The organism is Mammaliicoccus lentus (genome assembly GCF_947036595.1).
GTDB classification, from domain to species: domain Bacteria; phylum Bacillota; class Bacilli; order Staphylococcales; family Staphylococcaceae; genus Mammaliicoccus; species Mammaliicoccus lentus.
This window is the reverse complement of the sequence record NZ_OX344834.1, coordinates 44,678-57,709: the sequence shown is the minus strand read 5'-3', so window position 1 is coordinate 57,709 and position 13,032 is coordinate 44,678. Positions and strand designations below refer to the sequence as shown.

The following is a 13,032-nucleotide window of genomic DNA, read 5'->3' as shown; positions in this document are numbered from 1 at the left end:
ATATACACACCCTTTTATTCATAATAACCATCAGTAGACTTTCTAAAAGTCTCAAATTGATTACCGTCATGACCAAACCAGATTTCTGCGTTTTTTTCTTTTGCGAGTCGCTTAATATATTCAACTGAGTTTGCCCAACCAATGGAATCATAAATAATTCCAGGTGGCTGCAATTTAGGTTCCATACTTTCTCGTGTATAAATAGCATCAGAAGCTAAGATTAACGTGCCTAGCTCTTCCGTTTCAATTTCAAGACCAATCATTCCCCAAGCATGGCCACTACCAAAATTCAGTACCTTCACGCCATCTACAAGGTTCAAGTGGTCTTGATCACGTGAAATTGTGTGCCAAGTTAAATCACTTTTAATCCAAGCATCAATATCACTCCAAATATATGCACCTTCTTGTTGGTTACGTGCATAGCACTTCATCGCACCACTGAATTCATCATCATGAACAATAACAGTTGCGTTTGTAAAGTATTCTAAACAACCAGCATGATCTAGATGTAAATGTGAAGCAACTACTATATCTACATCTTTAGGGTCAACGCCCAACTGTTCTAGCCTATTAGGTAAATGACACGAGTCATCTGAAAAATACGGAAAAGCTTTCTGTGTCGCATTAATCCAACGACCCTCTTCACCCATTGAATTAGGATTACAAGCAGTATCAAATAAAATTTTAGCATCCGGATGGTCTATAAAAACTGTATAAATCGGAAATTCATGTAGTTCATTTTCTTTATTAGGATTGTCGAGCGTGGCTTGGTTTGAATTAGCTATCATTAGATTTTTGTCCATTTGCATGCGTCCATTATCCAAAACATAGATTTTCATACGTTCTTTTTTTATATTTACCAATACAATCAACCCCTTTAATTATATGTTACTCCCCATTGTAAACCCTTTCACTTTTGGTGTAAAATTATACCCATCGGATTATATTGTTTCTATATTTTGTATAATTATTTGATTTTTGTTATTCATTCAACATGTTATAATGTTATTATTTTCACGAAGATTACATTTTTAATATAAAGGGGTATAAAAATGAAAAAATTAATAATATTAAGCGTATTATTATTGGTATTAAGTGCTTGTAATAATAAAGATTCAAATAATAGTGCAATAGATAAAGTTGAGAAAAAATATGATGCAAATGTAGGTATGTATGCTCTTAATACTCAAAACGGTGAAGAATTATCATTTAATGAAGATAAACGCTTTGCTTACGCGTCTACATTAAAAGCTGTAAGTAGTGCCATGTTACTTGAAAAAGTACCTTCTAATAAATTAGATAAAAAAATTCACATAAGTAAGGACGATATTGTTACATATTCACCTGTGTTAGAAAAATATGTCGACAAAGAGATAACTTTAAAGAAACTTATAGAAGCTAACATGTTATATAGTGATAATACTGCTAATAATAAAGTTATTGACGAGCTAGGCGGTTATAAAAAAGTTAAAAAAAGATTAGTAGACTTAGGTGATACAATGACGTATCCATCAAGAAAAGAACCCGATTTGAATTTATATACACCAAAAGACAAACGAGATACAACCACTCCCTTAGCCTTTGGTAAAACATTGAATAAACTTATAATCGATGGCAATCTTAGTAAATCAAATAAAGATTTCTTAATGAACCTAATGTTAAAAAATAAAAGTGGAGATACGTTAATTAAGGATGGTGCTCCATCCGACTTTAAAGTTATGGATAAAAGCGGTCAGGCAGTTACGTATGGTTCAAGAAATGATGTTGCTTTTATTTATCCAAAAGGACAAGATAAACCTATAATATTAGTTATATTCACTAATAAAAATAATAAAGACGCTAAACCTAACGATAAAATAGTAAGTGAAGTAGCTGGGGAAGTTTTGAAAAATATTAGTGAATAATTTTAGACCTTAGTAGACGACATAATAGAAAGCATGAGTAGATTAATAGTTTAATTGTCATTAACATAAGATGAGAGTTGTACAGAAATCTCATTTTGTTAAAAAGATTTCGTAATCCACCCCGACAAGAATGACTAGGTATGAAAAAAGCTTGATATAAGCACAATTTCATACCAGTCAGCTACTGCCAATATGATGAAACAGGCTGAGACATTTATTTATGTCCCAGCCTGCTTCATCAAATATTGAGAGTTATCAGCAATCAATATTTGTATAATAAGGTCTATTCCTATTAACCGTCAGTAAGGCCATATCATCTTAATGGAATTTATAAGTCATACATGCCATTTAAATAGATAATTTCTCATCGACTTAATTCATATCTAATGCTATGCCTTTTAACACTTTATTTAATTCAATATTGTTCTGTAATTGATTTGATTGAAATATAGCCTGTTGTACATAGGCCATATAAGATTCGCTTTGATGACTATTTCCAATTATCAACAATCTACTTTCAGGCCTAGTAATAGCTACATAATGCAAGAAATTAGCATCCTCTCTCTGAAAGTTAAAGTCCCCAGCATTAATTATGACTTGATTAAATTCTAATCCTTTAGAAGAATGGATAGTTCCGCATGTGTGTTTATAATTACTTTGATTATATGTAGCTATATATTGTTCATCGTTGATTACATCAAAGAGTATATCAATTTCGTGTTCAATTTTTCTTAAATCTTTACTATATCCTAAATAATCGAATAAATTTAAACAATCATCTATAAATTTTTTATTATTTTCAGTAGGATCAATTTGTTTTAATAAATGTTTTATTTTAGAAAAACTAAATGAATCTGGCATGGGAATCTCATCTCTAAAATCGTATTCATTATAACGGGACTGCAAGTGATATTTAGCTAATGCCCTTGTTACCCAAATATGTTCACTTTCTAAATTAGAATAATCTAATGGAGAGCCAGGAATATATTCAAAAGGTACTCTTATTTCATTTAATCGCTCACTCCAGACCTTGGCATTACTGTTACTAAAGTTTAAAAAAGCACAAGATTCACTAAAATCAACCCATCTGCCTATATAATCTACAGCCATATACGCACCAGTATAGGTATATAGAATAATTTCATCTTGAAATTCTATCTCCTCATAGTGCTCTCTAGTGTCCTCCATAAATAAATTCGAATAATTTTGTATAGCGATATTTGACCGAAAATTATGCCACAGTTTGAATTCATTAAAATCATCTCTTAACTTTAAATTATTAAAACCTTCTGGGTATGCTCCTCGCCAACCATATATGGATTGTTTATTATCTCCAACTATAAATAGAGAAATACCTATATGTTCGCAAAGATACATAAACAAATTATGCATATCTTCATCACTATCTTGGTATTCATCAATATATATTCTAAAGTATTTCGATTTAAAATATCTTCTTGCAGCATGAGATTTTTGTAAGATTTCATAAGCTAATTGAAAAGCGAAGTTTTGTTTAACCTCACTATATTTACAAATTAGTGAGGTTTGTTTAATTTTCTCCACACCCTCATTAAAACAGTGAATTTCATTATCTGTTGAAAAGTCAGGATTAATTTCTTTTTTGAAATCTTTACCATAAACATCGTGCATAAAAGGTTGAATTATTTCTAGTCTTATAAAATTATCATTTGTTCCTATAAAGCCTTCTTGTTTACTATTGCCTAGTCTACTAGCAATTTCATTCGCAGCCTTTCTTGTAAAAGTAATAGCTGCAAATGTTCGATGATTACTATTATTTTCTTTATCTTGGTTTATACGTTGTATTGTAGTATAAGTTTTACCCGTTCCTGCACTAGCATTAATCACAATATTTCCCTCACATTGCATTATCTCTTTCCGAACTGTTTTATCTATTGGCCACATAAGTCTACCATCACCTTTAAACATTTAAAATTATCATGATTGTAAATTTCATTTATAGAATCTGTGTTTAACACTTTGCATAATTCAATCATATTAATGAGTTTTGCACTTTGTAAATATTCCACTCCATCTTTCTGAGAATTATTATTTGTCGCTAGGTCTTGAATGGTCTCTGGAATTATCTCAGCAAGATCATATTCTAAATCGACCCTCGATAGATATATTAAATCTTGTTCTAACTCATTAATGTATGAATAGTTATCTACATATATTTCTCTCTTTTTATCTACAGAGTATTGAATATTACTCTCATATTCTACTGGATTTATATCATTAATTTTTTCAATGTTATTTTTATTAACAAGTTTACGACATCTATTCAAGCCTAAGAGATTATATTCTTCCCTACCACTTACTTTTTGTAAATCGTTGTCAGTTTTAACAATCACGGTTATACCTAAATTAGTTAGAATATCAAAGTACTCTTTAAAATTTATCCCGTCTACTTCGAGAATGTATCCACCGTAACTTTCATACCTTTCGCATTTATTGTTTAACACCCTTTCAAATAATATCTTCTCAGAAGGACCTTCTACTAATAGGACTATATCGGCATATATTGCTTCAGCTAATTGTTGATTGAGCTTTTGTTTTAAAGTCATGTATTCTTCTGGAACTTTGTATACAACTGATGCACCTACTACATTAGGATTTTTAAAGAGCTTCACCAAATTAACATTATCCATCTGACTTACCATTAATGAAGAATGAGTGGTCATAAATAAATATTTAAATAATTCATCATTAAAAATTTGATAAGATAACGATATTTGCATTGACCTGTGTAAATGGTTTTCTAACTCTTCTACAAGAAATATATTGATTTTTCTTTCTTCAATTCTTCTATTTTCTAAAGTTAAGAGGGTATATGCTAGAAGTTTTTTTCTTCCATCTCCAGAAGTGGGATAATGACCTGTATTTTCATGTTGTATGTAAGGAGTCAGTTTGTTATGAATATTATTTAGTTCTATTTCTGATTGTATTGAAAGTTTAAAATCCTTTTCTTCTTTAAACCTTCTATATTCATTGGATAGATCTTCTTCGAATTTTTGTATAGTTTCTAATTTACTAACACTCTCATTTAATTTACTAATGTTAGTTTTTAATAATTCTCTTTCTTCATCACTAAAACTAGTGTGATTTTTCAATATCTCTCTAGAATAACGCTTAAACGTATTTTCAAGTTGTATAGATGAATCTATAAAAACTACATTAAAATACCTGTCCAATTCGTAGAAAGTTTGACTGCTTGGGATTTCTTCTAAATTATCTTTATCTTCACCCCAATACATTAGAGGTTCCCCAACTAATGTTTCATGATCATATGTTGAGCGGATTTGAATAAAAACCGAGGTAGCCTGAGTTGTAATAGCCCCTCTCATCATAGAAAATATTTTTCTGTTATCTTCGTCCTCTTCGTTATCACTTATATCGATTTTAAGAGTTATATTAATAGACTGCGAAATATCTCTATTGTAGAAATCAGAATCTACAAACCCATTTTTTCTATAATTTCTATCCAATAAAAAACGTAATGCTGATAAAAAATTACTCTTTCCTATATCGTTAAGACCAAAAATAATATTACGATTTGTTAAATCCAAATCTACGTATTTAAAGTTTCTGAAATTTTCAATAGTTAAATAGTTTAAAATCATAGTTACTTTCCTCTCATTATAAAATTTAAATTCCGTAAATTTTTAAAACTTATTTTATTTAGTATAATTACTTTTATTGTATCATTATAAATAATTATTATCCTGTAAAGTCAGTTAAATATAATTCATTAAGAATGATTAGCGTCCTCAAATTATATAAATCATGATTCTAAACAATGACTGTCTATTGGAAGAGTAGAAAGAAAGGTAAAATCAGTGATTTTACTATAGTTTAAAGTTTTAAAAACCCGTATAATTATCTATGTACAATATTATTGAAACTTCTAGAGTTTTTGGACTATAAGATAATCTACTGTATGCTTATTAGAGTACAAGACATGTATCTTCCTTACTAAAAAACATTTAAGGAAGTCAAAGAATGAGTAAAATTGATTATGCCAGAGTGAGTACAAAAGATTAGGACCTAGATAGTCAAATAGATATACCAAAAGAACATGGATGTGTTCGAATATTTCCAGAGAGAGTCAATGGACAAAAATGTCAACGAACAGAGCCTAATAATTGTTTAGATTACATGCGTGAAGATAACACTTTAGTTTTAACAAAACTAAATGGACTTGGTAGGACAACAAAGCAACTTATAGAACTCTCTCAATACCTTGAAGAACAAGGTATTGATTTAGAAATTATTGATATGAATACCAACACAAAAAATGCTATGAGTAAAATGTTCTTTACGATGATGAGAGCCTTTGCAGAACTCGAAGCCAATCTATTGAGTGAAAGAACAAAAAATGACTAGCTTCTGCTCGTTCAAGAGATAGAATAGGGAGAAGGCTTAAATTTTCTATAGTTATAGAAGAGAGACGGGCATGTCTCTTTATAAAAGTAAGAAGCACATGATAAATGAAATAACCAGAATGACTGGTGTATTGAAAAGTACTATTTTATAATATAGTTAATAGTCAGACCAAAGAAAAGATTGGAGGAAATAATTTTATGGATACAAAACTACAGCAAGAGGTAAATGAAGTTTTAAAAAACTTTCCTGAATATTGGAAAAAAGATATATTATTGAAGAATAAAGTGATTGAAGATATAAGAGCATATAACGAAAAAATAATAGAAGCTCTTTTATCTAATAACTTGGTAAAAGAAACATACGCTCTTCAACTACCCTCGGGATCAGTTTTTAAAACAGAAGATTTTATAAGCATGCTACGTTTCAAAAACTATTGGGATAACAGCTATACAAAATATACAAATGAAATTGGTCTTACCAGCGAAGGCAAATATTTAAAGTACAATACAGATATCGTACTAGACTTCCCACATAAAGATAGCGTACTTGAAGGTGGGATGACAAAAGATGATATTGGAAAAAAAGAGATTTATTATCATAATGTTTTAGCTAAAGAAGAAATAGATACTTTGCTATCTCCTAAAGTTTTAACAAATGCTAAAAAGTATAATAAAAGAGATTCTACTGAAGTATATGATTTTAATGATACTGATAACCTTATACTGAAGGGAAATAATTTATTAGTTTTATCTACTTTGAAGAAAAGATATCAAAACTCAGTAAAAGGGATATTTATAGATCCACCATATTATTTTAACAAGATTAAGAGTAATGATAGTTTTAAATATAATTCTAATTTTAAATTATCTACATGGTTAACTTTTATGAAAAATAGACTTTCAATTTCTAGAGAATTATTATCTGATAAAGGTATCATTGCCGTGGTTATTGGGGTAGATGCCTACGCTCATTTGAAGATTTTAATGGATGATGTTTTTGAAGTGAACAAAGATCCTAAAAGATATATAGGAACGATTACTTGGAGAAAAACAGACAATCAATCAAATATTGGAGATTTTGCAAATGTAATAGATTATATTCTTTTATATCGTAAAGAAAGTAAAACGAAATTAAATTACCTACCATTAACAGAGAAAGCTCAAAAAGAATATAGTTATACTGATACCAATGGCGAAAAATATAGAAGGGCAAATATATTGGACTTAACTAGAGGAAGATATAAGTATGAAGTAATTACTCCAGATGGTGATAAACTTTATGGACCTTGGATGATTGATGAAAAAGAATATAAAGAAATGTACGACAATGATGATATTCATTGGCCAAGTAAAGGAAAACAAATTCCATATGGAAAAATATATCTTAAAAACACAATAGAAAAAGGACAAATTTCGAGTGATTTTTGGGATTCTTCTTATGGCACAAATCAGAGAAGTGCTGATGAAATTAAAACACTATTCGGAAGTAGAGTTTTTGATTATGCTAAACCTGAGAAATTGGTACAAAATATTATATCTCTAATATCAAATGAGAATGATATTGTGCTTGATTATTTTATGGGAACTGCAACTACTCCAGCAGTTGCTATGAAAATGAATCGTCGATTTATAGGGATTGAACAAATGGACTATATAGAAACTATATCTCTCCCACGTCTCCAGCAAGTAATCAATGGAGAACAGGGTGGGATTTCAGAAGAGTTAGGATGGAGTGGTGGAGGAAGTTTTGTATATGCAGAATTATATAATTTAAACGAAAAATACCTTTACGATATTCAATCTTGCAAAGATTCTAATGAGCTAAAGCTTGTCATTAAAAAAATAAAAAACTTAGCATACTTAAATTTTAAGGTTGATTTAGAAAAGGTCACTACAGAACATGAAGACTTTAAATCACTATCTCTAGAGGAACAAAAAGACGTGCTGATTCAAGTGTTGGATATGAACCAACTGTATCTCAATTACTCTGAAATTGAAGACAGTCAGTATGATATTTCTGATTCAGTAAAGACTTTCAACCATTCTTTCTATCAAAAAGAAGGTGATTAAGATGAGTAACGAAATTCTTCATAAAAGAATTGAAGCACAGTTCAACTCCTTGTTTGAAGAGCCACCAGAAGTACCTGCATACGTTCAAGATAACTTGAGCCATCCATTGCGGGAATACCAATCACAAGCATTGAAACAGCTCATTTATACACAAGAACTGGATAGTGCAGATCTTTCTTTCAATCATCTGTTGTTTCATATGGCAACTGGATCAGGAAAGACACTTGTCCTAGCTTCGACCATTCTGTATCTATTTAAGGCACACAGCCAACAGAACTTTATCTTCTTTGTGAATAGTGATGCCATTATTAAAAAGACCTATGATAATCTCACAAATGAAAGTTCCAGTAAGTATTTATTCCGAAAAGAGGGCATTGTGATAGATGGACAGCGAGTTTCCATTCAAGTTGTCGATGTATTTCCGGTATTTCCAGATGCCAATACAATTTACTTGAAGCTAACCACTATTCAAAAACTACATACTGACCTGACAGCCCCAAAAGAAAATATGTTGACTTATGAATCTCTGGAGAATACGCGTCTTGTTCTGTTGGCCGATGAAGCCCATCATATCAATGCATGGACACGCAGGGATAAACGGAAACTTAATACTAAAGAATATGAAGAAAGAACATGGGAGAATACCGTAAACACCCTACTTCAACTAAATCCTGCCAATCGACTATTAGAGTATACAGCAACCATCAACTTGAATCAGGATGTGCTATTCGAAAAGTATAAGGACAAGATTGTCTATCAATATGATCTGAGACGGTTCATGAATGATGGGTGTTCGAAGAATGTGGTATTGTTGCGTTCTGATGAAGCAGATGAGAACAAGATGCTGAATGCCATTCTGTTGAGTGAATACCGTAAATACATTGCTCTAGAGAATAACATCACATTAAAGCCAATCATTCTGTTTAAGTCCAATAAGATTGCGACTTCCCTATCCGCCAATGAACGCCTATTAAACACTGTACAAGGACTGAACGTGGAAAGCCTATCACATATCATCAATCTTGGCCATGCTACCTACAAGCATGAAAACAGTATATGGAGCAAGATGTTCGAGTATTATAAAGATCAATCCCTGCCTGAAGTCATTCGTGACCTACAGTGGGGTTTCACAGAAGAAACTATTCTAAATGCTAATGATAAATCCTTCCTTTCGGAAGATAATGCCCTACTATTGAATACATTGGAGGAGGACAACAATCCAATTCGTGCCATCTTTGCCGTCGCAAAGCTTAATGAAGGCTGGGATGTATTGAACCTGTTCGACATTGTGAGAATCAGTGAAGGAGCCACTTCAACAAAGATGACGACAGACAGTGAAGCCCAACTAATTGGCCGTGGGGCACGGTACTATCCTTTTGAATACCAGGAAGAGCGCTTATATACAAGACGGTTCGATTTAGTACAGACAGATCTCAAAGTCATTGAAAGCCTGCATTATCATACAATTAATGAGAATATCTATATTAAAAATTTGGAAAAATCACTCGAATCTGCGAGCATACAATTAAAAGAAGACGAATACGATCGTGTAGAAGCAAATCTTAAGCCTGCATTTAAAAAGAGCTCCGTGTTCAAAAATGGTAAGATTTATATTAATAAACTAGAGAAAACGACTGCAGATGATTATAGAACACTCTCGCACTATAATGTGACGACAAATTATGAGATACCATTTGAAATCACCATTGAACAGCACTATGGCAAACGTACCAAACAGCCAGGTGTCGGACAAACACATGAAGTGACTTGGTGTGTAGACCGTGTCTATATCCGAAAGGCGCTACAACGAAAGCCTTTCTTTCACTTCAATAATTTCAAAACATATATTCCTGCCATATCGAGCATGAAGGATTTCATTGAAAGTCCCAATTTCCTTGGAGAATTGACATTCTATATCACCATGCCTCTCAGTTTGGAATTACATCGTCTGAGTCCTTTAAGTAAACTTAAAATGGTCGAGAAATATTTTGATTATGTAGAGAAAAAGATGAAAGCAAATTATATGAAAGAACGTGGCACTCCAGTCTTTGAAGGTGTTTCCATGCCTGAACTAATCAATGATTACTATATTGAGTTGAATAAGGTCAATACTAAAGTGTCCAATATGAATGAAGCGATACAAAAAAGAAATATGCGAGACAACGACTGGTATGTTTATGACCAAGCTATTGTCAATGGTTTGGAGAGCTCGTTTATCAATTTTATTAATGATTATGTGGAAGAACTAAAAGAAAAATATCAAGAAGTCTATCTCATCAGAAATGAACGAAAAGTTAAAATTGTTGAAATCAATGGTACACGTGGCTTTATGCCTGATTTTCTTCTCTACCTGCAAGGTGAAGACTACACTTATCAGGTCTTCTTGGAACCTAAAGGTAGCCATTTGCAACTTGAGGATCGTTGGAAAGAAGAATTTTTATTGTCATTAAATCAGGATGAAAGAATAGAAGTTTTATCTGAAAATGAAAAAGTTAAACTTTTAGGTATTAAATTCTATTCTAATGAAAGTGAGCAGAAACAAGATTTCCGTCAAGATTTCAAAAATAAATTATTATAAATTATTTTTGATAAAGGAAGATAACTCAATTTGAGCTTTTTAAAAATTTTAGTACTTAAAAGTGCTAAATTAAAAGAGTGTTCTTTAAATAGATAATCGCCCTCTAATTTCAATATCATGTTATCAATCTATCTATAAAATCTTGCTAAATCTGATATCACGGACTTTCCATTCATAGATGGCATTAGTTCATTTTCAACATACTATTCATTTGTAATGTTTTGTATTTTTTATTAATGTTAGGTCTATAATAACTAAGGAGGCAATTTAATGGTTAGTGAATCTGATATTACTTTTTTAGAAAGGTGTGTCGAGTTAGCGGAACAAGCGCTGAATAAGGGAGATGAACCTTTTGGATCTATTATAGTGAGTTCTGAAGGTGACATTTTATTTGAAGATCATAATCGTGTTAGTGGCGGTGATCATACAAGACATCCTGAATTTGAAATAGCGAGATGGGCTGCAAATCATTTATCTCCTGAAGAACGCAAGTCAGCAACTGTTTATACTTCTGGGGAACACTGCCCGATGTGTGCGGCTGCACATGGTTGGGTAGGTCTTGGTAGAATCGTTTATGCAAGTTCTTCAGAACAATTAGGTAAGTGGTTGAGTGACATGGGAGTTCCACAATCACCAGTAAAAAGTCTACCTATTCAACAAATTATAGAAAATGCTGATGTCGATGGTCCTGTTGATGAATTAGCAGAAAAAGTACATGCATTACATTTAAAGTTACACGAAAAAAATTAATATATTCTTAAATAATTCCCCTCATTATTCGAAAGATGTTGAGGGGATTTTTATATTCAAAAAATCTACGTGTGTGATTAACCCCCTTCATTTGTGATACACTTCCCCATTATTAATTTCTTTACCACCATTAGCCATCCCTTCATTCAGTCTGTGACTGGTCAATATCCTTTTGTGTAAGTTGAAAATTTATGGTAATATCATCATGGATAAAGACGAGATAATAATAGAAAAGAAGGTTTAAATATATTATGAAAGAAAATTTTTGGAGTGAATTACCACGTCCATTTTTTATTTTGGCACCTATGGAAGACGTTACAGATATCGTCTTTCGTCATGTTGTTAGTGAAGCAGCTAGGCCAGATGTATTTTTCACTGAATTTACGAATACTGATAGCTTTTGTCACCCTGAAGGTATAGATAGCGTTCGCGGACGCTTAACATTTAGTGAAGATGAACAGCCTATAGTTGCTCATATATGGGGAGACAAGCCAGAGCATTTCCGAGAAATGAGTATCGGTATGGCAGAGATGGGCTTTAAAGGTATTGATTTAAATATGGGTTGTCCCGTAGCCAATGTTGCAAAAAAAGGTAAAGGTTCTGGATTGATACTTCGACCTGAAACCGCGGCTGAAATTATTCAAGCATCTAAAGCAGGTGGTCTACCGGTAAGTGTAAAAACCCGCCTCGGATATTATGAAATAGATGAGTGGAAAGATTGGTTAAAACACGTCTTCGAACAAGACATTGCAAACTTATCTATCCACCTCCGTACTCGTAAAGAGATGAGTAATGTAGATGCACACTGGGAATTAATCGAAGCAGTCAAAAATTTGCGTGATGAAATCGCACCAAATACATTGCTAACTATTAACGGTGATATTCCAGACAGAAAAACAGGGCTTGAACTTGCAACAAAATATGGCATTGATGGTGTAATGATCGGTAGAGGCATTTTTCATAATCCCTTTGCTTTTGAAAAAGAACCACGCGAACATACGAGTAAAGAACTATTGGACTTGTTAAGATTACATCTAACATTATTCGACAAATATTCTCAAAAAGAAAATCGACAATTCAAAAGTTTACGCAGATTCTTTAAAATCTACGTACGAGGGATTAGAGGTGCAAGTGAACTACGACATCAATTGATGAGTACACAATCAACAGACGAAGTTCGTGCATTACTCGATGACTTTGAAGCGAAAATAGAGGAAGATATAGAATCTTAAAGCACACTGTTTCAAGCAAGAATAAGATTTTTCACCCTACAATTTTAAACTTTATTGTAGTTACGTATTGGCTTTCACTCTTTTATCATTATGAG

8 protein-coding genes and 1 pseudogene are annotated in these 13,032 nt (G+C 32.0%); 6 read left to right on the top strand and 3 right to left on the bottom strand.

Annotated elements, in window-relative coordinates:
* Positions 1-14 precede the first annotated feature (14 nt).
* Positions 15-863: an AhlS family quorum-quenching N-acyl homoserine lactonase gene (gene ahlS / locus ACNMOQ_RS00240; RefSeq protein ID WP_064205281.1), complete on the bottom strand. Its 849-nt coding sequence runs from the start codon at positions 861-863 to the stop codon at positions 15-17.
* Between the two features lie 189 nt (positions 864-1,052).
* Here ahlS and bla point away from each other — a divergent pair, with 189 nt between their 5' ends.
* The gene (bla, locus tag ACNMOQ_RS00235) at positions 1,053-1,904 is read left to right on the top strand and encodes a BlaZ-like penicillin-hydrolyzing class A beta-lactamase (protein WP_416350039.1); all 852 of its coding nucleotides are present in this window, start codon (positions 1,053-1,055) and stop codon (positions 1,902-1,904) included.
* 372 nt (positions 1,905-2,276) lie between these two features.
* Here bla and ACNMOQ_RS00230 read toward each other — a convergent pair whose 3' ends face one another.
* Positions 2,277-3,791, bottom strand: coding sequence for a UvrD-helicase domain-containing protein (locus ACNMOQ_RS00230; protein WP_416350389.1), 1,515 nt, complete (start codon positions 3,789-3,791; stop codon positions 2,277-2,279).
* Between the two features lie 23 nt (positions 3,792-3,814).
* Positions 3,815-5,545, bottom strand: coding sequence for an ATP-dependent nuclease (locus tag ACNMOQ_RS00225; protein ID WP_416350038.1), 1,731 nt, complete (start codon positions 5,543-5,545; stop codon positions 3,815-3,817).
* A 436-nt stretch (positions 5,546-5,981) separates the two neighbouring features.
* On the opposite strand from ACNMOQ_RS00225, the pseudogene ACNMOQ_RS00220 reads away from it, so the two are divergent.
* The 5 genes and pseudogenes from ACNMOQ_RS00220 to ACNMOQ_RS00200 form a co-directional block, all read left to right on the top strand.
* Positions 5,982-6,344 (top strand): annotated as a pseudogene (locus ACNMOQ_RS00220) (recombinase family protein); the annotation flags it as partial.
* Positions 6,345-6,505: 161 nt separating this feature from the next.
* Positions 6,506-8,377 carry a DNA methyltransferase gene (locus ACNMOQ_RS00215; RefSeq protein WP_416350037.1) on the top strand — a complete coding sequence of 624 codons (1,872 nt, stop codon included), beginning with the start codon at positions 6,506-6,508 and terminating at the stop codon, positions 8,375-8,377.
* A 1-nt stretch (position 8,378) separates the two neighbouring features.
* Complete coding sequence (locus ACNMOQ_RS00210) at positions 8,379-10,955, top strand: DEAD/DEAH box helicase family protein (RefSeq protein WP_416350036.1); 2,577 nt, start codon at positions 8,379-8,381, stop codon at positions 10,953-10,955.
* Between the two features lie 270 nt (positions 10,956-11,225).
* Entirely contained in the window at positions 11,226-11,705 is a 480-nt protein-coding gene (locus ACNMOQ_RS00205; protein ID WP_064210959.1) for a nucleoside deaminase, read from the top strand.
* A 251-nt stretch (positions 11,706-11,956) separates the two neighbouring features.
* Positions 11,957-12,937 (top strand): tRNA dihydrouridine synthase, encoded by a 981-nt coding sequence (locus ACNMOQ_RS00200; protein ID WP_064210960.1) that lies wholly within the window; start codon positions 11,957-11,959, stop codon positions 12,935-12,937.
* Positions 12,938-13,032 lie beyond the last annotated feature (95 nt).